Origin of the sequence: Streptomyces aurantiaciflavus (genome assembly GCF_049808595.1) — a bacterium.
Taxonomy (GTDB): domain Bacteria; phylum Actinomycetota; class Actinomycetes; order Streptomycetales; family Streptomycetaceae; genus Streptomyces.
Genome location: NZ_JBNCAQ010000062.1, coordinates 1 through 24,201 on the forward strand (window position 1 = coordinate 1; position 24,201 = coordinate 24,201).

Annotated in this window: 19 protein-coding genes and 1 pseudogene; 7 read left to right on the forward strand and 13 right to left on the reverse strand. The window is 69.2% G+C overall.

Annotation, left to right across the window (positions count from 1 at the left end; genetic code table 11):
• A partial coding sequence (locus ACPT94_RS41105) for a LacI family DNA-binding transcriptional regulator (RefSeq protein ID WP_425248074.1) occupies positions 1 to 1,007 on the reverse strand: 1,007 nt, incomplete at its 3' end.
• Positions 1,008 to 1,529: 522 nt separating this feature from the next.
• Here ACPT94_RS41105 and ACPT94_RS41110 point away from each other — a divergent pair.
• Positions 1,530 to 5,147: a LamG-like jellyroll fold domain-containing protein gene (locus tag ACPT94_RS41110; protein ID WP_425248075.1), complete on the forward strand. Its 3,618-nt coding sequence runs from the start codon at positions 1,530 to 1,532 to the stop codon at positions 5,145 to 5,147.
• A 388-nt stretch (positions 5,148 to 5,535) separates the two neighbouring features.
• Here the strand turns inward: ACPT94_RS41110 and ACPT94_RS41115 are convergent, their stop codons facing one another.
• The 7 genes and pseudogenes from ACPT94_RS41115 to ACPT94_RS41145 form a co-directional block, all read right to left on the reverse strand.
• Positions 5,536 to 5,658: a hypothetical protein gene (locus ACPT94_RS41115; RefSeq protein WP_360350413.1), complete on the reverse strand. Its 123-nt coding sequence runs from the start codon at positions 5,656 to 5,658 to the stop codon at positions 5,536 to 5,538.
• 88 nt (positions 5,659 to 5,746) lie between these two features.
• The gene (locus tag ACPT94_RS41120) at positions 5,747 to 6,574 is read right to left on the reverse strand and encodes an SDR family oxidoreductase (RefSeq protein WP_425248084.1); all 828 of its coding nucleotides are present in this window, start codon (positions 6,572 to 6,574) and stop codon (positions 5,747 to 5,749) included.
• 186 nt (positions 6,575 to 6,760) lie between these two features.
• On the reverse strand, positions 6,761 to 7,810 hold the full coding sequence (locus ACPT94_RS41125) for an NAD(P)-dependent oxidoreductase (RefSeq protein WP_425248076.1): 1,050 nt from the start codon (positions 7,808 to 7,810) through the stop codon (positions 6,761 to 6,763).
• A pseudogene (locus ACPT94_RS41130) lies at positions 7,720 to 7,964 on the reverse strand (hypothetical protein); the annotation flags it as partial. The gene ACPT94_RS41125 and the pseudogene ACPT94_RS41130, both read right to left, overlap by 91 nt.
• A gap of 141 nt (positions 7,965 to 8,105) precedes the next feature.
• A complete protein-coding gene (locus ACPT94_RS41135) occupies positions 8,106 to 9,041 on the reverse strand; it encodes an RNA polymerase sigma-70 factor (protein WP_425248077.1) in 936 nt (311 codons plus the stop codon).
• Between the two features lie 155 nt (positions 9,042 to 9,196).
• A complete protein-coding gene (locus ACPT94_RS41140; protein WP_360350424.1) occupies positions 9,197 to 9,670 on the reverse strand; it encodes a carboxymuconolactone decarboxylase family protein in 474 nt (157 codons plus the stop codon).
• Positions 9,671 to 9,945: 275 nt separating this feature from the next.
• A complete protein-coding gene (locus ACPT94_RS41145) occupies positions 9,946 to 10,842 on the reverse strand; it encodes an alpha/beta fold hydrolase (protein WP_425248078.1) in 897 nt (298 codons plus the stop codon).
• A 101-nt stretch (positions 10,843 to 10,943) separates the two neighbouring features.
• Between ACPT94_RS41145 and ACPT94_RS41150 the strand changes: the two genes are divergently transcribed.
• Together ACPT94_RS41150 and ACPT94_RS41155 are read left to right on the forward strand one after the other, a co-directional pair.
• Complete coding sequence (locus tag ACPT94_RS41150) at positions 10,944 to 11,510, forward strand: TetR/AcrR family transcriptional regulator (protein WP_360350433.1); 567 nt, start codon at positions 10,944 to 10,946, stop codon at positions 11,508 to 11,510.
• A gap of 548 nt (positions 11,511 to 12,058) precedes the next feature.
• Positions 12,059 to 12,448, forward strand: a complete 390-nt coding sequence (locus tag ACPT94_RS41155; protein ID WP_360350436.1) for a hypothetical protein — start codon at positions 12,059 to 12,061, stop codon at positions 12,446 to 12,448.
• A gap of 115 nt (positions 12,449 to 12,563) precedes the next feature.
• Here ACPT94_RS41155 and ACPT94_RS41160 read toward each other — a convergent pair whose 3' ends face one another.
• Positions 12,564 to 12,719, reverse strand: coding sequence for a hypothetical protein (locus ACPT94_RS41160; RefSeq protein WP_360350439.1), 156 nt, complete (start codon positions 12,717 to 12,719; stop codon positions 12,564 to 12,566).
• 24 nt (positions 12,720 to 12,743) lie between these two features.
• Positions 12,744 to 14,060, reverse strand: coding sequence for an FAD-binding oxidoreductase (locus ACPT94_RS41165; RefSeq protein ID WP_360350442.1), 1,317 nt, complete (start codon positions 14,058 to 14,060; stop codon positions 12,744 to 12,746).
• 129 nt (positions 14,061 to 14,189) lie between these two features.
• Between ACPT94_RS41165 and ACPT94_RS41170 the strand changes: the two genes are divergently transcribed.
• The 3 genes from ACPT94_RS41170 to ACPT94_RS41180 all read left to right on the forward strand — a co-directional run bounded on the left by ACPT94_RS41170 (position 14,190) and on the right by ACPT94_RS41180 (position 18,699).
• Entirely contained in the window at positions 14,190 to 15,161 is a 972-nt protein-coding gene (locus tag ACPT94_RS41170) for a helix-turn-helix transcriptional regulator (RefSeq protein ID WP_360350445.1), read from the forward strand.
• A 515-nt stretch (positions 15,162 to 15,676) separates the two neighbouring features.
• Positions 15,677 to 16,411, forward strand: a complete 735-nt coding sequence (locus tag ACPT94_RS41175) for a dienelactone hydrolase family protein (protein ID WP_425248079.1) — start codon at positions 15,677 to 15,679, stop codon at positions 16,409 to 16,411.
• Positions 16,412 to 16,563: 152 nt separating this feature from the next.
• Positions 16,564 to 18,699: a leucine-rich repeat domain-containing protein gene (locus ACPT94_RS41180; RefSeq protein ID WP_425248080.1), complete on the forward strand. Its 2,136-nt coding sequence runs from the start codon at positions 16,564 to 16,566 to the stop codon at positions 18,697 to 18,699.
• Positions 18,700 to 19,533: 834 nt separating this feature from the next.
• Here ACPT94_RS41180 and ACPT94_RS41185 read toward each other — a convergent pair.
• From ACPT94_RS41185 to ACPT94_RS41195, 3 genes are read right to left on the reverse strand one after another with little or no spacing between them, the layout of a single operon-like run.
• On the reverse strand, positions 19,534 to 20,064 hold the full coding sequence (locus tag ACPT94_RS41185; RefSeq protein ID WP_360350453.1) for a cupin domain-containing protein: 531 nt from the start codon (positions 20,062 to 20,064) through the stop codon (positions 19,534 to 19,536).
• Positions 20,065 to 20,107: 43 nt separating this feature from the next.
• Complete coding sequence (locus ACPT94_RS41190; RefSeq protein WP_425248081.1) at positions 20,108 to 21,160, reverse strand: phosphotransferase family protein; 1,053 nt, start codon at positions 21,158 to 21,160, stop codon at positions 20,108 to 20,110.
• A complete protein-coding gene (locus tag ACPT94_RS41195; RefSeq protein ID WP_425248082.1) occupies positions 21,157 to 22,161 on the reverse strand; it encodes a C-terminal binding protein in 1,005 nt (334 codons plus the stop codon). Before ACPT94_RS41195 ends, ACPT94_RS41190 begins: the two co-directional genes overlap by 4 nt.
• A gap of 733 nt (positions 22,162 to 22,894) precedes the next feature.
• Between ACPT94_RS41195 and ACPT94_RS41200 the strand changes: the two genes are divergently transcribed.
• A complete protein-coding gene (locus ACPT94_RS41200) occupies positions 22,895 to 24,163 on the forward strand; it encodes an MFS transporter (RefSeq protein WP_425248083.1) in 1,269 nt (422 codons plus the stop codon).
• Positions 24,164 to 24,201 lie beyond the last annotated feature (38 nt).

A 24,201-nucleotide genomic window follows, 5' to 3' on the forward strand; every position in this document is an offset into this window, starting at 1 on the left:
CCGCCGGCGGGTCCGGTGCTGGCCCGCAGGGAGATCGGGGGTGCGAGGAGGTGGTGCCGGGGCGGCGCGGTGGGATGGTCGAGCCGTTCGACGAGCAGGTCGACGGCTCGGCGGCCCATCTCCTCCGCCGGCACGTCCGCCGCGGTCAGCTGCGGGGTCACCGTCTCCGCCCACCGGCCGGCCACGACCCCCGTGACGGAGAAGTCGCGCGGCACATGGCGGCCGGCCTGGGCGAGCCCCCGGTACAGGCCCCCCAGGGCGGCCTCGTTCAGCGTGACCACAGCGGTGGTGGCCGGGTCGTCGTGCAGGATCCGCTCCATGCACGCCTGACCCGAGGCGGCGTCGTCCCCGCAGCAGTACGTCCGCACCGTCAGCCCGCGCTCGGCCGCGGCCTTGGTGAAGCCCTCCAGGCCCCGGTGCGCGGACTCGTACCCCGCCCGCAGCAACTGCTCGGGACGGTTGACGAAGGCGACCCGGCCGTGGCCGAGATCCGCCAGATGGTGCACGCAGGCCGCCGCCAGCGCGGTGTGGTCCAGACCCACCCACCAGCCGTCCTCCGGGCGGGCGGTACGGCCGATGGCGACCGCGGGGAAGCCGAGTGCGGCCAGGTGATCGACCCTGTCGTCCGCCAGCCTGATCTCCATCAGGATCGCCCCGTCGACCCGCCGCTCCCCCAGCAGCCGCTGGAACGAGCGGTCGCTGTCCACCCCGCTCGGCGACAGCAGCACGTCGTAGTCGTGGGCCGCGGCGGCCTCCACCACACTGCCGATGAAGTCCAGCTGCATCCCGGTGTAGTGGTTCCCGGCCGGCGGGAAGACCAGCCCGATCGTGCTGGTCCGGCCGTTGGCCAGCGCCCGCGCACTCGCGTTGGGCCGGTAACCCAGCTCGTCGATCACCCGCTGGATCTTCTGACGGGTGTCCTCGGACACGGGCCGCTTGCCGCTGAGCGCGTACGACACCGTGCTCCGCGAGACACCAGCCCGCTGGGCAATCTCACCGATGTTCACGGGCACTCCTTGCTCGAACCGGTTCGACACTCCGCAGGTGGGAAAGGCGTGCGACTGCGAGGGCGCGACGGAAACGGGAAGCGATGGCCGGCTTGTCGAACCGGTTCGCGTGAAGTGAAGGTAGGAACAGGCCCCCCGCTTGTCAACACCCCTGACCGCATTCCCACGACCTCCGCTTGAGGTCCGCAGATCTTCGCGTCGAAGGGATTGCTGGCCAAGCGTCCTGGTGCTAGCTTCGCGAACCGGTTCGATGAAGCGATCCTTCCGACAACCGCGAACCCACTACCCCCACAGCCCTACAAGCACGCACATGGTCGCCACCACCGTCTCGCATGAGCCGTGACTTCTGAGACACCGCGATCGAACCGATTCGACTCACATCGACTCGCATGTGCCTCATGGAAACCGCCCGCGGTAAGGCCGCCGAGCGGGGTGGGCCGACCGGAACCCGTTACTCGAGGATTGAGGACGCAATCCATGCCATCCGCTGACAGATCCGCCCGGCGCCGCGCCCCGGCCGCCGTGGCCTTGACTCTCGGCGCGGGCCTGCTGGCGGCGCCCGCCGTCCCCGCACAGGCGGCCGATACGCCCCAGCCCGCCGCCCGCTACACGTTCGACCAGGACGACCTCGTCTCCGGCAAGATCACTGACAGTTCCGGCAACGGCCTCACGGCGAGCCTGGTGAACGGCTCGACCGCTCAGTCCGTAGCAGGCACGGACGGAGGCAAGGCGCTGTCCCTGCCCGGCGGGGCGACCGACTCCAATGGCGCGTACGTCCGCCTGCCCCGCGAGGTGATCGGCAGCGCAAGCGACCTGACGGTCTCCGCGCGCGTGAAGTGGAGTGGCGACAAGTCATCCTGGCAGCGGATCTTCGATCTGGGCACCAACACCACCAAGTACCTCTTCACCACCCCGTACAACGGCGACGGGGTGTTGCGCACCGCCGTGACCACCGGCGGAGGAGGCGCGGAGGCACAGGTCTCCGGATACACGCCGCTTCCGGCGGACCAGTGGCGGACGATCACCGTCACCCTCGACAGCGGCGCCGGCCGGCTCACCACCTACCTCGACGGCGTGGCGGTCTCCTCCGCCGCGACCGGTGTCAAGGCCAGGGACCTGCTGGACAGTTCGGCCACCGCCGCCGGCTACATCGGCAAGTCCTTCTGGCCGGACCCGCTGCTCAAGGGCGCGATCGACGACTTCACCGTGTGGCACTCGGCGCTCAGCCCCGAGCAGGTGGCGGGCACGGTCGGGAACGTGCCCACGCTCCAGCAGCTCTCGCAGACGTCCTTCGAGGCCCGTACGACGTCCGGGACGGCCCCGTCCCTGCCCACGGCCGTCCGCTCGTCCTTCTCCGACGGCTACGACCGCGACACACCGATCGCCTGGGACGCCGTACCGTCCGAGAAGTACGCCCAGCCAGGGACGTTCACCGTGGCGGGAACGGCGGCCGGACGCGCCGTGAAGGCGACCGTCACCGTGGTCCGCGAGGGGCAGCTCACCGTCGACCTCACCTCGGACACCGGCACGTTCCACGGCGGCGCCTCCGGCACTCTCTACGGCGTGTACGGACCGGACGTCCCCACCAACAACCTCATCGAGGGCATGGGTCTGCGCACGGTCTCCACCAAGGCGCAGGACGGCCCGCAGCACCCCGGTGCCGACGCGCTGGAGGTGGTGAAGCCGCTGGCCGACTCCACCGACGGCGACGTGTACATCTACATGACCGACATCCACCGCGGGTTTCCCTACGAGTGGCCGGGCGACACCCCCGCGGAGAAGCTGAAGCTCTATCGGGAGAAGATCGCCGGACAGGTCGACCAGGTCCTGCGACTGCCGAAGGAGTACCAGGACAACATCGTGTTCGTGCCGTTCAATGAGCCGGAAGGCAACATGTTCGGCACCGGCGAGTGGAGCTACAACAGGGTCAGCTGGCTCAACGACCCCGACGACTACCTCGCCGCCTGGGACGACGCCTACAAGCTCATCAAGGACAGGATGCCCGGCGCCCGCATCGCCGGCCCCAACACCAGCGTCCTGTTCGACCAGGTGAAGGGCTTCCTCGCCCACACCCTGGCCGCCGACACGCTCCCCGACGTGATCACCTGGCACGAGCTCAGCCACCCGGAGGCGGTGCGCCAGAGCGTCGCCAAGTACCGGGCGTGGGAGAAGGAGCTGTTCAAGGGCACCGACAAGGAGGGCACCCAGCTCCCGATCAACATCAACGAGTACGCCTTCAACTACCACACCTCCGTACCCGGGCAGATGATCCAGTGGGTGTCCGCGATCGAGGAGTCCAAGGTGGACGCCGACATCGCGTACTGGAACATCGACGGCAACCTCTCCGACTCCGCGGTGCAGTCCAGCCGCGGCAACGGCCAGTGGTGGCTGCTGCACTCGTACGCCTCGATGAGCGGCCACACGGTGAAGGTGACCCCGCCGTTCCCCGGCGAGAACTACACCATGCAGGGCGTGGCCACGCTGGACGAGAAGAAGAAGCAGGCCCGGCTGATCTTCGGCGGCTCCACCGGCAAGGGCCACATCACCTTCGCGGGCGTCCCGAAGAAGGTCTTCGGGGACTCGGTGCACGCCTGGGTGCGCGAGATCGAGTGGAGCGGGCAGGTCGGCGACAGCTCCGGCCCGAAGCTGCTGACGGAGACGAACCTGAAGGTCGGCGACGACGGTACGGTCGCCTTCGGCTTCGGCGACGACGGGCTGCCGAAGCTGAAGGAGTCCTCGGCGTACGAGATCGTCCTCAGCCCGGCCGGGAAAGCGAAGGGCACGCAGTCCCCGCCCGTGCGCTGGCAGGGTTCGTACGAGGCGGAGGATGCCGCCCACACCGGCTCCGGCTACTCGAAGAACGGCCCGGAGGGCTCGCCGCGCGATGTGTCGAAGTTCTACACCTCCGGCGGCTACAACGTGGGCGGCCTGCGCACCGGCTCGGACGTCACGCTCGACTTCACCGTGGACGTGCCCGAGGACGGCACGTACGACCTGAGCGTCTTCGCCAACTCCCTCAACACCTTCGACAAGGTGAAGGAACAGGGCCCTACCAACGTCTTCCTACGGGTGGACGGCACGGCGGACAGCGAGCAGGAGCTCTACCTGCCACTCGGCTACAAGTGGGTGGTGTGGGACCACACCGACACCAAGGTCCACCTCACCAAGGGCAAGCACACCCTCACGCTCGCCGCGAAGAGCCTCGACGGCAAGCGCGCCACCAAGGGCGACGCCATCGTCGACCGCCTCACCCTGTCCTTGCCGGAGGCTTCAGCCGCCACGCAGGTGTACGAGGGCGAACTGGCCTGGCTGAGCGGCGGAGCGCGACCGGTCTACACACTGCCGAAGCAGGCCGGTACTCCCATCACCGGCTCGGGCGCGGCCCGGCTCACGAAGAACCAGGCGGCCACGTTCTGGGTCTACTCCCCCGCCGACCGCGAGGCCACCCTCAGTGTCAACGCCCTCGAGGGCACGGGCGCCCGGCTCTCCGTCAACGGGCAGGACGTGCTGCGGCTGTCGAAGGGCAAGCACAGCGTGGCGGTCTCCCTCTCCGGCGGCGTCAACAAGGTGACCGTGACCGGAGGTTCGTCCACCACCCTTGTCGACCGCCTCACGGTCACACCCACCGACGGCGCCCTCGAGTCGCGTACGTACGAGGCCCAGGACGCCGAACTCGCGGGCTCGGCCACGCTGACCCCGCTGTCTCTTGCCACCGACGGCACGGCGATCACCGGCATCGGCGGCGAGACCGGCAACGGCAACACGGCGACATTCACCGTCCCCGCCGACCGGGCCGGCCTGTACGCGCTGCGGATCCGCTACTCCAACCCCGAGCAGTCCCCGGCCACCCACTACAACCCGGACCCGCTCGCCCGCCACGCCGACATCACCGTCAACGGCGGCGAGATGCGGCGCGTCGGCTTCCCGCACACCTTCCACCAGAACAACTTCTGGGAACTGACCGTCCCGGTCCACCTCAAGAAGGGACAGAACACGATCACCTTCCGCTCCGAGGAGCTGCCCGACTTCGACGGCACCACCTACGCCTCGGACACCTACCCCGGGGTGCTCCTCCGCTCCCGCTACGCACCACTGATCGACCGGATCACCGTCGCGCCGTACGCGCGGGCGGTGCGATGAGGCAAGGCCCGCCCGTAGAGCAGTGACGCTCACGGAGCGTTCGCAGTGAAGTCCGGCCCGATCCGCTCGGGCCGGCTTTACTGCGCCGGTCCTCACTCGGCTCAGATGCCGGACCCGAGGCTGCCTTGTCGCGTCGAGCTGCCTGGGGAAGACCGTCGAGTCTCGTGCCGACCTCCCGGTCCGACGTCTCCCTTGACCACCGAAGTGGTCGATGCCGCCGTGCGTGCGTACGACCGCCGTGACTGGCCGGTCGCCGAGGTGCTCGCGGACCAGGGCCCGCGGTTTCCTCGCCAGGCTGCTGATCGCCGAGTGCGACGACCGGGCGCCCGCCGCCGCTCCGAGCGCCACATCAAGGCGGCCGGCTTCCCGCCGGACATCTCTGCGGGGCTTACTCGACCTCTGTGATGTCCGGCTCGTCGCCGTCCGCCGGCATCCGGGCCTGGAGCCGCTCGGAGCGCAGCCCGCCGTAGCGGGCCCGCACCTCCGCGGTCACCGGCTGAACAACACGCACCGAGCTTGTTCCTCAACCTCCGGCTGTCCTGGCTCATCGATGCCTGAGCAGTCTCACTGAAGGGTGATCGCGGTCGACGATGAGGTACTCAAGCACCCGGGGCGAGGAACTGGCGGGCGCCCCGCAACGTGGTGTGCAGCTTGCGCTGGGTGGCGCGACTGTCGAGGCGGACGTCGAGCGCCCCGGGGAGCGCGCTATTGGCCCGCAGACCCGCAGGCAGCAGGGAGGCGTCGAGCCCGTCACGCTTGGCGATGAGGCTTCCGAGTTCATGACGGCTCACGGCGTCGGCTCCTGCCAGATGATGAATGCCTTTCGCCTCACCGGAAGCGAGTTCCAGCAGGGCGGCGGCCAGGTCGGCGACATGCACGGGGCAGCGGATGTCGTCGGTGAACAGGACGCCGTTTCGGGTACCGGCCACGAGCTCGTGCACCGCGCGTACGTGCGTGGACTGCTGGTCGCCGATGATCAGCGAGGTGCGAGCGATGACGGCATCCGGGTACGCGAAGCGAATCCCTGTCTCCGCTGCGGCCTTGGCTGCGCCGTAGGGGGTGACCGGGTCGGGGAGGCAGGATTCGTCGTAGCGGACGCGGGTGCCGGAAAACACCGCGTCGCTGGATACATGGACCAGGCGGCAGCCGTACTTGGCCGTGGCCATCGCCAGGCGGACAGGGCCTTCGGCTGTGACCGCCCAGTCGGATCCGCCGCTCGTCGCGTTGACGACGAGGCGCGGGGCGGCCTCAGCCACGACCGCTTCGACACACTCGGAGTCCCGCAGGTCAAGGGCGTGCCACGTGACCTCCGGAGTGCTGCCGGGCCTGGTCGCGAAGGTCGCGGCCGTCGCGTGCCCGGCAGCTGCCGCCTGGCGGACCAGCTCTCTGCCCAGGAAACCGCTACCGCCGATGATCAGGATGGTCATGACCTGACACAGTAGGGGATCCTCGCGCTGCTCCAACTTCGCTGAGGCTGCTCAACCACAGTCGGAAACACTGAGCGCTTTCAGCGTGGCCATTGATCGGTGAGGCGCCGGAAGCGTCCGCGGCAGCGGCCGGCTGGTCACTACGGGGCAGCTGCCCTTCCGTCCGTCACCCGCCGGCCGCAGACGTCACGGCGTCACCACGGGGACGCCGTCCGGGCGGCCGGCGAGCAGGGCTGCGATGTGGTCGGCGCAGCGGAGGGCGGCTTCAGCCGTGGCGCGCCGGGTCACGCCGGCGACGTGCGGGGTGAGCAGAGCGTTGGACAGGCCGAACAACGGGGAGGCGAAAGCGGCGTGCTCGTGGGCGAAGGTGTCGACTGCGGCGGCCGCCAGGGGGTGCGCCGGGTCGCGCAGTGCGTCGGCCAGGGCTTGCTCGTCGACGATTGCGCCCCGTGAGGTGTTCAGCAGGATCGAGCCAGGTCGCATCAGCGCCAACTCCGTCCGGCCGATCATTGCCCGGGTCTGCGGAGTCAGCGGAAGGTGCACGGAAATCACGTCGCTGCTGGCCAGGAGGGCGCCAAGGGACTCGGCTCGGCGCACTGCCGCCTCCGCCGGACGACGGGAGAAGCCCTGGACGGCCATGCCGAGCGCGGCCGCCCGCTCGGCCAGCGCCCGGCCGATCCGGCCGAGCCCGAGGATGCCCAGGGTCAGCTCCGACAGCTCAACCGCGGGGGCGGCCGGTCCGCTCCAATGGCCGCGGTGCGCGGCCTCGTTGTGCTCTGACAGGTTCCGGGTCAGGGCAAGGAGCTGGGCCAGAGCGAACTCCGCGACCGCGTTCGCGTTGGAGCCCGGGGTATGGGTGACGGTGACGCCGTGGTGGGTGGCGGCCGCCAGATCAACGTGGTCGGTGCCGGCCCCGGCCCGGCCGATCACCCGCAGCCGGTTGGCCAGTGCCGGATCGGTCGCCGACGCCAGGAACGCGGCGCGCAACGGGACGCCGGCCCGGGACTTCACCGCGTGATAGCCGAGCCCGTCGCGGATGGTCTCGGCTATCAGCGCCGACTCGTCGAAAGCATCGAAGTCGGTGAAGTCCACCCGGCCCGTCCACGCCGCACGCGCGCTCGCATGGTCGGTTACCCGCCGAAGGTTCAGCGTGACGGCCGTCCCATGCCCGAGCAAGCACTCCAGTTCACGATCGAGCAGCTTGCCAGGAGCCGCATCCAGCAACAGAACGCGCATCCAGCCCTCCCTGGGAGTGGTATTCGTGGCGAGGGCTGAGCCGACGGTAGCCGGACAGCCGCGAGATCGTCCGCTTGATCACCCACCTGCGGCGGCCCGACCGTTCGCTGGACTCGCTGCCTTTGCGGGCGATCCACACGCCGACGCGCTTGCCGAGCGCATCCGGCCGGCACCTGCACCGGCAGATCCGCGATGCAAGGCATCGCGCGCATGTACAACCTCAATGTCGCTGGACAGGGTAACTGGCCACCGTGCGGCCGCCGATGCGAACTGCCGGCGAACGAACCGGCCGTCGTCACGGCCGAGTTCGGTTCTTCTGCCGGCGGGCCTGTTTCACCTCCTGGTCGATGGCCCAGGCGTCGGCGACCGGCCCGAGGTGGCCGAGCTTGTCGGGGTTGATGACCGAGCGGATGGTCTGCACCTTTCCGTCGAGTACGTCGAGGGCCAGGATGTGGAGGACTTTGCCGTCCCGGTCGTGGAAGACCGCGCCCGGCTCGCCGTTGATCTCGCGTGGCTCGAAGGTCACGTCGATCCGGGCCATCAACGGGTAGACGGAGGCGAGCAGCCGGGCCACGTTCTCGGCGCCGACGACGGCCCTGGCCAGCTGCGGGGCCTTGCCGCCGCCGTCCCCGACCAACTGCACGTCGGCAGCCAGCAGGTTCTGCAGCCCGCTCACATCGCCGTTTTTCAGCGCGTCGAAGAATCTCGTCGCCAGCTGCTGCCGCTCTTGACGATCCGCCTCGAACCGGGGCCGTCCGGCCCGTATGTGCCGCCGTGCCCGCACCAGCAACTGCCGGCATGCCGCTTCCGACCGCCCTACCGCCGCGGCGATCTCGTCGAACCCGAAGGCGAACACCTCACGCAGCACGAACACCGAGCGCTCCAGCGGGCTGAGCCGCTCCAGGAGCAGCAGCGCCGCCATCGAGACCGAGTCGGCCAGCTCCGCCGAGCGTTCCGGGTCCTGGTACGGATCGCTGAGCAGCGGCTCGGGGAGCCACGGTCCGACGTACTCCTCGCGCCGCACCCGAGCGGAACGCAGCACGTCGATCGAGATCCTGGTCACCGTGGCGGACAGGAACGCCTTGGCCGACGTGGGCCGGGTCGCCGAGTTGTCGAAGCGCAGCCATGTCTCCTGCACCGCGTCCTCGGCCTCGCCCACGCTGCCCAGAATCCGGTAGGCGATCGAGAACAGCAGCGGCCGCAGCTCCTCGAACTCCTCGACCTTGCTCACGCCGACTCCCCCTTCGAGATCCTCCCGCCCGGCCGTGCCGGCCGACGCGAGCGCCTTCCGATGATCATCCGTTCCGGCAGCGGACCGGGGCAGCACCCCGTTTTGGCAGGCCGGCACCCACTCCCGGGCCCGGAACGTGTCCGCCGCTCAGTCGCTCAGTGGAACTGCCCGACCACGTAGTCGCCGGCCGGCTGCTGGGTGATGACGTTCAACCGGTTCACCGTGTTCATGAAGGAAACCAGCATCACCAGAACGGTGAGCTGCTCCTCGTCGTAGTGCTCGGCGGCACGCGCCCACACCTCGTCGCTGACCCCGCCGGCCGCGTCCGCGACCCGGGTTCCCTGCTCCGCCAGCTCCAGCGCGGCACGTTCGGCCTCGGTGAAGACCGTGGCCTCCCGCCACGCCGCCAGCAGGTGCAGCCGAACCGACGTCTCGCCGGCTGCGGCGGCCTCCTTGGTGTGCATGTCGATGCAGACGGCGCAGCCGTTGATCTGGCTCACGCGCAGCGCCACCAGTTCCTGCGTCGCGGCCGGCAGTGGCGACTCCTTGAGCGCCCTGCCCGCGGACATGAAGTACTTGAGAGCCTTGCCGGCGGTCGGGCTGGCGAAGTAGTTGAGGCGAGCGTCCATGGTGTGCTCCTCCGTGTGGTGAGCGGTCGTCAGTGGCTACACCCCCGAGACGAGGTAGCCCAACGCCCTGTGACACGGCAGCGCATGTGACCCGCGTCACCCCGGCCGTCGGAGTTCGGTGGTGCCGCAGGCCGAGTCTCTGTCTCGTCACAGGGACATGACGGTTTCCATGCCGAATTGCTCGTCGTACAGGTGGAGCGAGGTGGTGGCCGCCCGCAGATGCGGCTGCGACCACCACCCGTAGCGATGTCGGCTGGTTCGGATGCTGCCCGGGGTCAGCGCAGGAAGTCCAGCAGCGCCGTCGTCAGGGCCTGGGGAGCTTCCTCGGGCAGGAAGTGACCGGCTCCGGGGATCACCAGCCCGGTGACGTCGGTGGCGACCATGCGCATGACGTCCTCGGGCATCGTGCCGGTGCTGTACTGGCCGCCCACGGCCAGGACCGGGATGGTCAGCGGTCCCTCGTCGCGCCAGCGCTGGGCCTGCTGCGCGGATTCGTCGAGGGTTCGGTAGTACTCGAAGCCGGCGCGCAGGGCGGCCGGGTCGCGCAGCGAGTCGACGTAGACGTCGATGGCGTGCTGCGGGATGGCGCCGGGGGTGGCGACCTTGGACGTGAAGGTGTGGCCGAAGTAGATCTCCTCGCGGCCGGCGACCATGCGTTCGTTGATGCCCTGCAGCCGGTTGAAGGCGAAGTGCCACAGCATCTCGTTGGTGGCCGCGTCCGACATCAGCGGCGGGGACGGCGAGAGGCCGGGGATGATGGCCTCGCTGACGGCGAGGCGGGTGACGCGGTCGCGATGGCGCGAGGCGAGGGCGTGGCCGACCAGCATGCCGAGGTCGTAACCGACGACGGCGAAGCGGTCGTGGCCCAGCGCGGTCATCAGGGCGGCCATGTCGTCGGCGAGCGTGGCGGCGTCGTAGCCGGTGACGGGCTTGTCGCTGGCGCCCATGCCGCGCAGGTCGGGGGCGACGACGGTGAAGTGCTCGGCCAGGGCGGGCATGACCAGACGCCAGCTGTACCAGAACTGGGGCCAGCCGGGCAGGAGCAGCAGCGGCGGCCCGTCGCCGCCGACCACGGCGTGCAGGGTCAGGTCACCGGTGTCGACGGTGTGGCTGGTGAACGTGTCGGTGAATCCGGTGGGAAGGTCCGGCACGTCGGTGACGGTGAACGGCACGGTGATTCCTCCTCGTGGCACGGGGTGCACCACATCGAAACGGATGATGTATCCACTTCACCGTAGCAGAACCGGATGGGTCATCCGTTTATGCTGTCCGTATGACCAGTGCACCGATGCGCAAGGACGCAGCCCGCAACCGGCAGCGCATCGTCGACGTGGCCCGGCAGCTCGTCGACGACGGCACCCCGCTCCAACTCAACGACGTCGCCCGCCTCGCCAAGGTGGGAGTCGCCACCGTCTACCGGCACTTCCCGACCCCGGAGGCCCTCATGGAGGCCGTGGCCACGCCCGGCCTGGAAGCACTGGTCGCCCACGCCGAACGGGCGCTGACCGATGACGATCCCTGGCGCTCCCTGGCGGACTTCCTCGACACCACCGTGGAGGCGCTGCTGACCGACCCCTCGATCTCCATCGTGCGCGCCGCGCCGGACCATGCCCTGCCCCGCACCTCGGAGATCGCCACCACGCTGGATGCCCTCGCCGGTCAGCTGCTCGACCGCGCGCACGCGGCGGGCGCCGTGCGTGGCGTGGTCACCTGGGACGACCTGCGGCCGCTCATGTGCGGGGTCGCCTACGCCGCCAACGTCCATGCCGACGACCAGCAGACCCGTCTGGAATCCGGCCGCCGCTACGTGGGTGTGATGCTGCAGGGGCTGCGCAGCTGAGCCGCCGCCGGGCCGGGGTGATCTCGAGGACGTCGAGAACGAGCAGGTAGGCGGGCCTCTCGGCCGGGGCCTGGACGGAGCTTCTGCCCCGGCGGCGGGAACGGCGATGAGCTCCCCGAAGTGCAGCCGCCGCTCGGGGGCACGACGAACTCACCGCCCAGCGCGAGCGCCTCGCTCAGCACCCGGTTCTCGGGGGCACGACGAACTCACCGTCCAGCGCGAGCGCCTCACTCAGCACCCGGTTCTCGGGGGTTCTGGGCTGTGGCGTTAGCGAGTGGTTCACGTTGGGGCAGCTCAGCGCCATTGATCGGGACTCCAGCCACTGTGACAGGTGTGGTGCTGTCGCCTGAAGGGGCTGTTGGGTGGCCATCTCGTCGACAAGGCTGCCGGGGAGCCCAGGTGGCCTTGCGGGGCCGTGCGCCGGGTACTGTCGCCGGGCGGTCCGCATCATGGGCGAGGGTGTCCACGTCGTTCGCCACAAGACGATCTTGGGCGCCGTCGTTCTCGTCTCCGCAGACCCCCTTGGACCACCCCACCAGGAGGAACCAGTGTCATACCCGCAACCGCTCACCCCCGAGGAGAAACTCGCCGACGCGAAGAAGCAGCTGAGCCTCCCGCGTATCGTCGTGATCTGCGGCTCCACCCGTTTCATGACCGAGATGACCGAGGCCGATCTGCGGGAGACCAAAGCCGGAAAGATTGTCGTCAAGCCGGCTTGCGACATGAAGTCGCCGCACGAACTTTGGTCCGATCCTGTCGAGGCCGAGGCACTGAAGGTTCGACTCGACGATCTGCACCGGGCGAAGATCCGGCTCGCTGATGAGGTGCTCGTAGTCGGCGACTACATCGGGGACAGCACCCGAGCCGAAATCGCCTACGCCCGGTCGCTGGGCAAGCCCGTGCGGTTCACGCACCCCGAAGTCGCCCAGGACGCCTGACCGCCCACCCCCCGCTCGCGGGTGAACGCGCGAATCACCGTGAGACCCATCAACTGCTCGCGCATGACCAGGTTGATCGCATCCAGGCGGTCCTGCATCCGGCGCGACACCCGTGTCAGTGCCCGACGTCCGTGCGCAGTAGGCCGTTGTCGAGCAGATCCACATTGATCGTCGGCAGACACAAGGTGGCGGTGACGCTGACCAACTGGAAGACGGTCGCACCAGCGAACCACCTTCGATGCTTGGCAAGCTGAGCACGGACCAGACGCATCGGTCAACCTTTCGTAGGAGGTGCTCAGGCGATGACGAAGCTGGGATGCAACAGTCCGGCGGGGTCGTACTTACGGGCCAGCTGCAGCAATCGGTCACGGCGCTCGGCGTCGAACAGTTCTGCGGCGGCGCGTTGGTCGGGTCGTCCGAGAGTGAAGTTCGGCGAGCTGCCTACGGCGGTCCCGGACCAGCCGGCCAACAGTTCGTCCTGCAGCGCCCGCGCACTTGCCGCGTTCGACTTGGTTGTCGGGGATACCACACACAGCAGGTACATCGCCTCGCGGTGGCTGACCGCGTTCGGCACCCTCGGCGGAGTGGACAGCGCCCCACCGAGATGACGAACCGAAATGATGGAGCGAACCGACCGGCCTGGCGCCGACAGGGCGATGGCGTCGCGGAGGCGTTCCTCGTCGATCGCCCGCAACAAGACATTGTCGGCGACATACGCATGCGGCTGATCCGGTTCGCTGAAGACGATGTCGGACCGCCGGTACGGGATCTCCTGCAAACCGTCGAACGCAGGTTTCAACGCCCGCAACGGGGCCACCAACTCGTCTGCCTCCGCAGCCGAACCCAGGTAGGCGATCTGGACATGGGCCATGTGCCGCTTGGAAACTTCAAGCGTGGTCATCGCCGAGGTCATCTCCGAAGGCATTGTCGCCGTCCAACGCAACCAGGTTGAGACCACCTCCGGCGTCTCGCCCAGGTCGAACATCAGACCGCCCCCGACCAGCCTGGCGACCGGCATCAAAGCCATCTCCAGCGCGGTCACGATGCCGAAGCTCCCGCCACCGCCGCGGAGCGCCCAGAACAGGTCCGGCTCCTCGTGTTCCGAAACCGTCAGCAGGGAGCCGTCGACGGTGACCAGCTCCAAGCGCGTGACATGGTCCGCGGCGAAGCCGTAGCGACGAGCCATCAGCCCGATGCCGCCGCCGAGCGTGTAGGAGACAGCGCCGACACCGGGCATGCTCCCAGACAGCGGTGCCAGATCGTAGCGTGCGGCGGCATCGATCACGTCGCGCCACCGCGCTCCAGCGCCCACCCATGCGGTGCCGGCACCGGGGTCGACATCGACACTGTCCATCCTTCGCGTCGACACCAGTACACCTTCACCGGCGAGCGGGTTGGCGAGTCCATGTCCCGTGGCCTGGACCGCGATCGGCATACATGACTCCGCGGCGTGCCGGACGGCCGCCACGACGTCGCCGGCGGCCCGTGCCGCCACCACGTGGGCCGGCTGATGTTGCTCCCGCAACTGGAAGCCGGCACGGTGCTCGTCGTACTCGGCAGACCCTGGGCGGTACGCCACCGGTGATTCGGCGTCGGTCGTGTTGGCACTCATCGCGAGCACCTTTCTGGATCGGGGGTGCGTGCGCGCACCCACGGCGAACAGGCAGCTCGTAGGTACGCATCCATCAGCCTGACCGGGATATGCGCCGTATCGTGTCGCAATTCCTGAAAAGATCGGTGTGTGACCCCAGATCGCTTCTTCACCCTGATGCTGCTCCTCGCATCGAGGGATGCCGTGACCACACAGGAACTTGCCTCGGCGCTCGGGGTATCCCTTCGAACCATCACCCGGGACCTGAACTGGCTCCGCGACGCCGGGCTGCCGGTGACCGCACAACGGGGCCGCCTCGGAGGCGTGACCATGCTGCCCGGGTCCGGGCTCGACCTCACGCGACTCACGCCGGGCGAGCGTGATCATCTGTCGCTCACCGGGCTGGATGAGAAGCAACGTGCGGAGCTCAACGCATCGGTCGAAAGCCGGCGCGCGCTCTCCAAGATCGCCGCCACACAGTCACGTCGAATTCATGAGCTCCTGCCGCTCACCGACGTGGTGCACGTGGACAGCCGCCCCTGGCTCCAGGCACGAGCTTCCGGCACGACTCCGGCTTCGCTGATCGGCCCAGTGCGGCGAGGTCGCCGGCTACGGATCGAGTACGACAGCCCACGCGAGTCATGCCCACGCGACCTGGTCGTGGATCCCTACGGGCTGCTCGCCAAGGCCGGCATCTGGTACCTCGTCGCCGACTGTGCCCAAGTGCCACGGATGTACCGACTCGAACGGATCACGACGTGGAAAGAAGTCGACCAGCCACGACGGATCCGCGAGAACCAGACCCTGGCCACCGTCGCTGCGGCGCTCATTGATCAGTGGGAACACAACCATGCGGTAGAGGTCAGCGCCACCATCGACCAGACCCAGATCGAGCGAGCGCAACGGATCTTCGGCCAACGACTCGTCCGGGACGACCATGAAGAATCCGCCACCGGCCACAAGGTAACCATCCGCTTCCTGCATCTGGAGGACGTGCGAGCACTACTGCCGTTCGGAAGCGCCATCACTGTGCACGGCCCCACCGAAGCCAGGGCTCACCTCCGCGACCTCGCCACCAACCTCGCCCACCACTATGCGCCGTCACCAGCGGGCAGGGGCTGACGGACTCTGGGCAGGCCGAGAGAGACGACCTGGCGGGTGCGGCGGACGACCTGGACGGCCAGCGGGATCTGGGCGCGGGTCCTCGTCGGTGAGCTCATCGAGGTCGGCGCGGACGCGGCTGATGAGGCGACGGACGCGGGTGATCTTCACCGGCCCCGGCCAGCCGGTGAACCCCCAGAGAATCGGTGGCCGCGGTGACGATGTCAGGGAAAGCGCCGGTGAGGACCGCGCCGTGGCGGGACTGGAGCAGGACGAGTCCGGGACGCCTTCGCAGTGGAAGCCTTCGATCATGGTCAAACGAACTGGCGTCGCCTTTGTCCGGTGGGCTACGTTGTGCAGCCATGACTACCGGGACGGCATTGCGCCACACACGGATTGGTGACCCGGCGCTCTTCTGAGCGCCGTACGGGCCGGTGCCGGCCCACTGTCGAATCGAGGATCTCGCGCTGCCGCGCGGGCTCCGCCTCCGTCGTGTTGATCACAGGCTCGACACGTCAACCACGACAGGAGAATTCATGCCCACCAAGACGCTGCAGATTCCCACCGCGGACGGCCAGGCCGACGCGTTCGCCGCCTTCCCCGACGGGGGCGGGCGGCACCCGGGGGTGCTGATGTACGCGGACGGCTTCGGGATCCGGCCCGTGCTGCGGGAGATGGCCCGCGAACTGGCCGGGCACGGGTACTACGTGGTCGTCCCCAACCTCTTCTACCGGCACGGCCCGGCACCGGTGATCGAGCTTCCCGAGCACATCGGAGAAGAGGTCCGGCCCGCCGTCTTCGCCCAGCTGATGCCCTTGATCGAGGCGCACACGCCCGAACGTGTCCTGAGCGACGCCGACGCCTACCTCAGGTTCCTCACCTCCCAGCCCGAGGTCGGTGCCGGACCGGTCGCGGTGACCGGCTACTGCATAGGTGGGCTCCTGGCGATGCGCACCGCCGCGGCCCACCCCGGCCAAGTGGCCGCCGTCGCCGGATTCCACGGCCCCGTGGGCGCCGACGAGCCCGGCCTCCTCTCCAAGCTCACCGCCCAGGTCTACCTCGGCCACGCCGAAACCGACATGACGCCCGAGGCCCTCGGCGAGCTCAACCAGGCCCTGGACGCCGCAGGTGTCGGCTACACCTCCGAGATCTACCCCGGCACCGTTCACGGCTTCACCATGTCGGACACCGATGCCTTCAACCCTGCCGCACTGCAGCGCCACTGGGACCGCCTGCTGCCCCTTCTCGGCCGCACCCTGGCCAACGGCTGAGGCTCCGACCCGGACATCAAGCCCGAAGTCACGTCTGCGGAGTCCTGGCGATGATGCGACTGTGGCGCGGGAGGGCTGTCGTGGAGAGCGGCCGGAGGGAAAAGCCGGCACCACCGGCTCGCAGCGACCAGGCGTGGCAGTAGGTTGCGACTGTGATCGACTACGACACCGAGGTGGAGCGGGTGCTGGACGGCCCGCCGAGCAAGCTTGCGTTCCGTGCTCTCTGTGCTGCTCTCGCCCGGGCGGGCAGTCCACCAGAACTTGTCTCTCTGTGCGACCGGCGACTCGCTTCGTGGCCTGATGCGGTGCGCGAGGCGCCGTGGTCCTGGCTCGCTGCCCTGAACGCCGGTTACACGAAGCCGACATGGCAGCTCGTTCGATCACTGGCGCCGCAGTCAGCCCGCAACGGCATCGTTGATCCCGCTCTGCCGGACCCGCGCTCTCAGCCCGAAGTGCGCGGCGTGACCCACCTCGACCTCGGCTGGTACGCGAGCGATCATCTCGCGGCTCTCGCCGAGACCATGGACCACTGGGAGAACCTTCGGTCGATTCGGATCGCCGGCCTCACCGGCATGGACGGCGAGTTGCTCGCCAAGCTCGCCGGCAAGCCTGCCGTCAGGCGGATCGAATCGCTGAGTCTGGTGAGCGTTCGAGAAGACATGTGGCACTTCGAGAAGCCGTCGTTCCGCCCGCCGGCTGGGCGGCCGTGGCAGCTGCGACACGCGGGTCTGCGGGCGCCCGACCTGGTCCACTTGATGCGTTCGAGACTCGTGCCGGACCTGCGGTCCGCCGATGTTCTCGTGTGCGGTGTCGACGAGGCCCAGGACCTCGCCGACTGCGAGGAACTCGCCCAGCTCGACCGCCTGGCGATCGGGTTCCGCTGCGGCAAGAACGGACGCCAGCCGCTGTGGAAGCCGTATTTCGGCAATGTCATCGATCAGGACGACGACGCATGCGAGGCGTTCTTCGCGCGGGCCGACCTCGCGAGCCTGCGCGCCCTCACGGTGCGGGGCACGCCAATGGGGCTCGGTCGTGAAGGGCTCGGTGCTCGCGGCGTGGACGCCATCGTCGCCGGCGGCGTGCTGCCTCGACTCACCGAGCTGACGCTCGAACTGCTTCCCATCGGCGACGCCACCATCGCCCACGTCCTCGAAGGCATCGACCACGACCGCATCGAGAAGTTGACGCTCGCGGATCTCGTCGCCACAGACACCACGGCCGTGGCATTCGGTGCCGCCGGCGCCTTTCCGAACCTGCGTCACCTGGACCTGAGCCGCAACCGTCTCGGCGCGCAGGGGGCACAGCAGTTGGCGACCGACGTCCAGATGCCCGCACTTGAGCACCTCGACCTGAGCGGCCGTGAAGGTGGCTCGCCGTACTACGGGCGACCCGACGTCCAACCGATCGGCGACCCCGGCGCCAAGGCCTGGGCCACGTCGCACAACGCCACGAAGTTGACGTACTTGAAGTTGTCGGCCACCGGGCTCGGAAGGGACGGGCTCGTCGCGCTGATGAAGTCCGAGCGGCTGCAGAAGCTCAGCACGCTGGACCTGTCATGGAATCCAGTGGGCAGCTGGCCCGCACTGCTCTGGAACGCCCCGCTCTGGCGCACGTTGCGCACTCTGAACGTCGCTGAGTGCGATCTCGACGATGACGACGTGGAAGCCCTCGCAACGACAACCTCAGCTCCCTGCCTCCGCAGCGTCGCGCTGGACTACAACAGCGTCGGGTCGCGTGGTGCGAGAGCGCTCGCCTCCTGGGCCGTGCTCCCCCAGCTGTGGGAACTGAACCTGCACGACAACATCATCGGGGACGACGGTCTGATCGAACTGGCCACATCCCAGGCGGCCCAGCTCCTGCTCGAACTCGACCTGGAACAGGACTGCTGGAACGCCCGGGCGCGCGGGTACGGTACGCGGCTGCCGGCCGAGATCGTCGACCAGGCGTCGTTTCCCAGCCTCGACGCGATGTTCCTCGGCATCGTCGACGAGTACCACGGTGCTCGGTATTCCAGCGGATTCCCTTCCCGCATCCGGGAGGACCTCGCATCAGCGAGCGACACACGACCTGAGCTGGTTGCGTTTCTCACTCACCTCGACATGGAGGAACTCCAGGACGACGGCGGCGACTTCGGTGACAGCGACGACGAATGGGAGAGCGAACGTGCCGACAGCGACTTCCGCACCGAGCGGGCCGCGCGCCACGCCGAGCTCATCCACGAGGCCCGGGACTTCGCTCGCCGCATGACCGAGGGCGACATCGGCTGGCCCCCTCCTGAGGGACCATGATGAAGAGGTCGGAGGGCTGGCTCTCGGGCCCGCCCGTCCGGCAGATCGTAGTCCTCGCCCGCACGCGAGCAACCGGCCTGCGCCTGCTCGGTCCACACCTTGAGCTGAACCGTTCCGTCGCTGCGGTACGACACGATGTCGTCTCGATCCTGATCCAACCGCTCGCTGCCGTAACGCTCGGCCATCCATGCGGTGGGAACGTCCGCCGTGTCGAAGCGCCGACCCGGATCCCACGCACGAGCCCGCACCTTCTCGATCAACACCTCGTCGTCCGTCTCCCCCGCTCGGCGGCCGGCGAGGGGCTCGCGGTGGAGCGACGTCGGCATGTCGTGCGGAGGGGAGGTCATGCGCCGGGAGCTTACTGCTGGGTTTTGACCGCGTGCCCAAGCCGTCGGAGGCAGGTGCTCCTTCGGCAGCCATCAGTCAGGCGTTGGCGTGGCGACGCCAGGCCGCCCTCCGTGGAGCGGCATGGTGCACGGGCTCATCCGAACGGGCAGCCCGCTGACGAGACAGCCACAGCGACGTCATGGACAGGAGAGCGGCAAAGACCACCAGGAAGACCACCGATACCCACATTTGTCGGCTTCCAGGGTCGTCCCATCCCGCCGATGCAGCCGAAGCGGCCCACAAGACGGCGCCCCCGGCGTAAAAAGTCCGGATCCGGCGCAGCTGCCGCAGGGCTCGTACGGATTCAGTGTGATCAGTTCCCAGTGCCATGTCGACGCAAGTACCCCGATACGCGCCCTCCATCAGCCCTCGGCAAGCTCCCTGGAGGAGTCGTCGGAGCGCCCGGAGACGAGACGGCTGTGTGACCGCGCAACGGTCACCGTCAGGTCAGGGGCCGGGTTCCGCGCCGATGAGGACGAACGCCATCGTGGCCGGTTGGCCGCTGCGGTTGCGCCAGGCGTGGCGAGTGCCGTTCTGGATCACGATGTCCCCTGCCGCGAGCGGGGTGCGGTGGCCGTCGTCGAGTTCGAGGACGATCTCGCCCTGCAGCACGATGCCGTAGTCCACGGTCGGCGTCGTGTGCATGCCGTCGGGCTCGATGAGTTCGGCGATGCCGGGTGAGTCGGCCCGCTGTTCCCGGTCGAAGGCGACGGGGTCGAACGCCGGGTCGGCCATCGCTGCCTCCGGCGGGAAGGTCAGGACGATGAACCGGGTGCCGCCGGGTGCCGGAAGCAGGTTGGTGACCTTCGGTGTGGGGTCCTCCCCGGTCCGGCTGACCGGTGCGCCGGGTTCGGTGGCCCAGGGCAGGCGGGACACCCAGCCCGGCAGGCTGGTGAACTCCCGGCTGCGCGGGACGGGGCCGTCGCTGACGACGACCGATCTGCCGTTCTCGTCATGGCCGGTGACCACTCTGCGCATGGGTCTCTCCTCGGTCGGTGTGTCGGATCCAGCAGCGCCTGGATCAGGCGGGCCGGCAGCTGCCGGGCTCGGTCGGGGCGTCGAGGGCGCTCGCCCAGGCGTCCAGGACCTCCGCCACCGTAGGGGCGGGCGCCCGGAGCAGGGCCGATGCCACTGTGCGTACGAACAGTCGGCGCCGGTCGTCGGTGAGGTACTCCACCGGGGACTTGCCGTCGACGCGCGCGAGCAGCAAAGCCGGCAGCAGTGTCGCGGCCCGCTCCTCGACGGCGGGGCGGGGCTCCCAGTCGACGCGCCGGACGTATTCCTCGGTCAGCACCCGGGCGGACCGCAGCAGATCGCCGCGGCGTCCGGGCACCACCAGGCTCTTGAGGAGCAGATGGTTGACGCAGAAGGCCACGTCGAAGGCCGGATCCCCGTACCAGGCGCACTCCGCGTCCAGCAGCACGGGCCCGGCCGGGCCGACGAGGATGTTCTTGGGACTGACGTCCCCGTGCACCAGGGCCAGGCGCGTGGTGGCCGTGCGGTGGGCGAGTCCCTGGAGGATGTCGTCCAGAGCGGGGTGCGCCGCGGCGGTGGCCAGCAGGTACGGTTCGATGCGCAGGGCATGGAAGTTGTCGTCGGTGGCGAACTCCGCGGCGATGGCCGCGTCACCCGCGCTCGCCGCGTGCAGGGCGCCGAGTACCTCTCCGACGGCCGCCGCGGTCGCCACCTCGACCTCGCCGCCGAGCAGCTGCGCCTTCCACATCGGGTATCGATCGGGGGGCAGATACGCCATCGCGAAGAGGCCGGCCTCAGGGTCGTGGGCCAGCAGCTCGGGCACGCTGTCGGGGCGGTGCCGGGACGCGAACCGCATCCACGCCCATTCGTAGGCGTTGCGCGAGACCGGCGCCTCCCAGTCGGCCGCGACCCGCAGCCGGGCCAGGGCCCGCTTGACGCACAGGGAGCGTCCCGGTAGGTCCACCCGCCACAGGTCGGACGAGACTCCGCCGGCCAGCGGCGTCCAGTGTGCGGTTTCGCCGGGCCGGGCGAGCTCGTGGTCGATCAGGAAGTCGGCCAGCAGGGGGTCCGGACTCGCCGGCGCGGAGGTCGGGTTCATCGCCGGTCGCCCGATGCGGCGGGTCGGCCGCCGGGGTTGTTGCAGGGGTTTGCCGGTGCCTCACCCGCGAGGACACGGACGACCTCCTCGGCGGCGCGGCGGCGCAGTTCTGTCACGGAGGCGTCGGAGGAGAAGGCGACGTGGGGGGTGAGCAGCGCGCCGGGCTGGTTCAGCAGCTCGGCGGGGACCTCTGGTTCGCTCTCCAGCACGTCGAAGGCGGCTCCGTCCAGCTGTCCGCTGTCCAGCGCCTTGGTGACCGCGTCGGTGTCCACCAGTCCACCGCGGCTGACGTTGACCAGCAGCCCGCCCGGCTTCATGGCCGCCAGTTGCTCGGCGCCGATGAGGTGGTGCGTGCCGGGCGTGAGCGGCACGTGGAGGATCACGACGTCGCTGCGGCGCAGCAACTCCTCCAGACCCACCATCTCCACGCCGGGTGTCCCCTTCGGTGGGTGCGGGTCGTGGGCCAGGATCCGGCAGCCGAACGCCCCGAGCTTGCGCACGGTGGCGCGTCCGATCCGCCCGTATCCGACGACCCCGCAGGTCAGCGCCGACAGCCGGCGCAACCGGGCGCTCGCGGGGTCCCAGCGGCCGGCACGGACCTCCCGGTCGAACACGGCCAGGCCACGCGTCCAGGCCAGCACCATGCCGACGGCGTGGTCGGAGACCTCCTCGACGCAGTAGTCCGGAACGTTCGTCACCCACGCACCCCGTGCGGTGGCGGCGTCCACGGCGATGTTGTCGAGGCCGACCCCGAGCCTGGCCACGATCCGCAGCTCCGGCGAAGTGCCGATCGCGGTGGCGGAGACAGGCGCCCAGCAGGTCAGGATCCCGGCGGGCTGGTGCTCGGCTACCAGCTCCTCGATGGTCTCGGCCGAGGCGGGCTCGGCCGGGCCGGTCACGAGGGTGTGGCCGGCGCCTTCGATGACGGATCGCTCGACGGTGTCCTCGGGCCAGGCGTAGTCGGTGAGCAGCACGGTGCCTGGGCGGCTCGGTGGTTTCATGGCAGGTCTTCCTCGCAGAATCGTGCGACCGGCGGCCGGTGTCCCGTCCTTGGCGTCCGGTCGGCAGGTTCGGTCGTCATCCGGAAGGGCGGCCGACGGCATGTCCGATGAGGTCGTCGGCCGCCCGTGGGCGGGGCTGAGAGGGTCGCTGGGCTCAGGTCGGGGTGCCGGCGCTCGCCGACTTGTGGTCGGTTCGGGCGCAGCGGTACGTCCCTGGAACGGGTCACGAGATGCCGGGGCACGTCGCATCACTCTGTCACAGCCACGTGATGCTAACGATAGCACCGGCTTTCTTCACCACGTCAAGAGCCCGGGCGCAGACTCGCTCACCGACCCTGCGGCAGCGCTCACCGACAAGCCCGGAACCCGGCCACCGCAGGGAAAATACGCACTGCCGGAGAAATCCCCTGCCCGCGTCTTGACGCGCCGGGGACTTCCCTTCATGGTTTCTGCCAACGCCGACCGCGTGACCGATATGTGTCCGCACAAGGTTCGGCTGTCGACGACGTCATAGCCACGGACGTCCCCGACGGGCGATGCACGACTGAATTCCGCATGCGGCGTCCGACCGCGCTGCGGCCCATCGCCCCCTTTCCCACCGATCGGCGACCACATCACGGTCGCCGACGCGAGTCCGTGTTCAGCTCACCGCTTCTCGTCATCGCCGTACGGCCCCGTACCGGCGAGACATCCGCGGCGGTTCGCCGTGGCCCATTCCTCCTCAGGAGCCGCTATGACTCACGCAGCGCAAGTCGACGCCCACGCAGTGCCCGCCGACGACATAGAGGAAAGCAACCGCACCACCCTCTCCAAGGGCATGATCGGGGTGGGATTCCTGCTGGTGGTCCTCTCCTACATGGTCAACGCGATGGACCGCCAGGTCTTCCCCCCGCTGCTGCCCGACATCCGTCAGGACTACGGCTTCTCCCTGGAGCAGGGCGGGCTGCTGGCGACGAACTTCACCCTCGGCATGGCCCTCGCCGGCCTGCCCGCCGGCTACCTCCTGGACCGCTTCCGGCGCAAGACCGTGCTGCTGGTCAGCATCGTGATCTACTCACTGGGCACGATGGCCACGCCGCTGGCCGTCGGTTTCGTCGACATGACGGTGTACCGCGTCGTCTCCGGCTTCGGCGAGGGCATGCAGTCCGCCGCCATCTTCGCCGCGCTCGGCGCCTTCTTCACTCACCGGCGGGGCCTGGCCTTCGGCATCATCGGCGTGGGCTACTCCGTCGGCGTGTTCATCGCCCCGCTGATCGGCGTCCGGCTCATGAGCCTGCACGGCACCTGGCACGCGCCCTTCTACCTGTTCGGTACGGCCGGCCTGCTGATCGCCGCCGCCTCCCTCTTCCTCGTGAAAGCCGGCCTGACCGAGCACTCCGTCGAGAAGGCCGTCTCGACCAGGACCTACGAGTACATGCCGGCCTCCGCCTACAACCGCAACACCATCGCGCTGGCCGTCCACTCGGTCGTCAGCGGTGTGGCCATCTACGGGTTCCTCGGCCTCTACCCGACGTACCTCATCACCTCGCTGCACTACACCGCCGAGCAGGCAGCCCTCGCCATGAGCCTTCTCGGCTTCGGCGGCATGACGGCCGTCCTCGGTGGCTGGCTCGGCGACCGCGTGAACCAGCGCAACCTGCTGATCGGGAGCCTGCTGGCCGTCTCGGCCATCGCCGTGTGCATCTACGAGACCCATGCCGGCGTCGGCGCGCAGTGCGGGTTCGCCTTCCTCATGGGCGCTTTCGGGCTGGGCTTCATCTACCCCAACAGCAACAGCGCGATGCAGCGGGCCGTCCGACCCGAACAGATCGGACGCGTCTCCGGACTCTTCGTCACCAGCTACTACGGAACGGCGGCGTTCTCGGGCCTGCTCTTCGCCGCCCTCGTGGACTCCTTCGGCTGGAGCCGGGCCGGGCTCCTGCAGGTCACCTTCCTGCCGCTGGTGGGCGTCGTCGCCCTCCTCTTCGTCCGCCCCTCGCTGTTCAACAACGCGGACCGCTAGGCCTCGGACACTCGACGCACACGCCAGGGGGCCCGCCC

What these genes read in the sequence shown, in the direction of transcription:
- ACPT94_RS41150 (WP_360350433.1), top strand. Translation starts at nt 10,944, where the DNA reads ATGACCAGTGCACCGATGCGCAAGGACGCAGCCCGCAACCGGCAGCGC.
- ACPT94_RS41140 (WP_360350424.1), bottom strand. Translation starts at nt 9,670, where the DNA reads ATGGACGCTCGCCTCAACTACTTCGCCAGCCCGACCGCCGGCAAGGCT.
- ACPT94_RS41125 (WP_425248076.1), bottom strand. Translation starts at nt 7,810, where the DNA reads ATGCGCGTTCTGTTGCTGGATGCGGCTCCTGGCAAGCTGCTCGATCGT.
- ACPT94_RS41185 (WP_360350453.1), bottom strand. Translation starts at nt 20,064, where the DNA reads ATGCGCAGAGTGGTCACCGGCCATGACGAGAACGGCAGATCGGTCGTC.
- ACPT94_RS41165 (WP_360350442.1), bottom strand. Translation starts at nt 14,060, where the DNA reads ATGAGTGCCAACACGACCGACGCCGAATCACCGGTGGCGTACCGCCCA.
- ACPT94_RS41160 (WP_360350439.1), bottom strand. Translation starts at nt 12,719, where the DNA reads ATGCGTCTGGTCCGTGCTCAGCTTGCCAAGCATCGAAGGTGGTTCGCT.
- ACPT94_RS41120 (WP_425248084.1), bottom strand. Translation starts at nt 6,574, where the DNA reads ATGACCATCCTGATCATCGGCGGTAGCGGTTTCCTGGGCAGAGAGCTG.
- ACPT94_RS41200 (WP_425248083.1), top strand. Translation starts at nt 22,895, where the DNA reads ATGACTCACGCAGCGCAAGTCGACGCCCACGCAGTGCCCGCCGACGAC.
- ACPT94_RS41195 (WP_425248082.1), bottom strand. Translation starts at nt 22,161, where the DNA reads ATGAAACCACCGAGCCGCCCAGGCACCGTGCTGCTCACCGACTACGCC.
- ACPT94_RS41175 (WP_425248079.1), top strand. Translation starts at nt 15,677, where the DNA reads ATGCCCACCAAGACGCTGCAGATTCCCACCGCGGACGGCCAGGCCGAC.
- ACPT94_RS41190 (WP_425248081.1), bottom strand. Translation starts at nt 21,160, where the DNA reads ATGAACCCGACCTCCGCGCCGGCGAGTCCGGACCCCCTGCTGGCCGAC.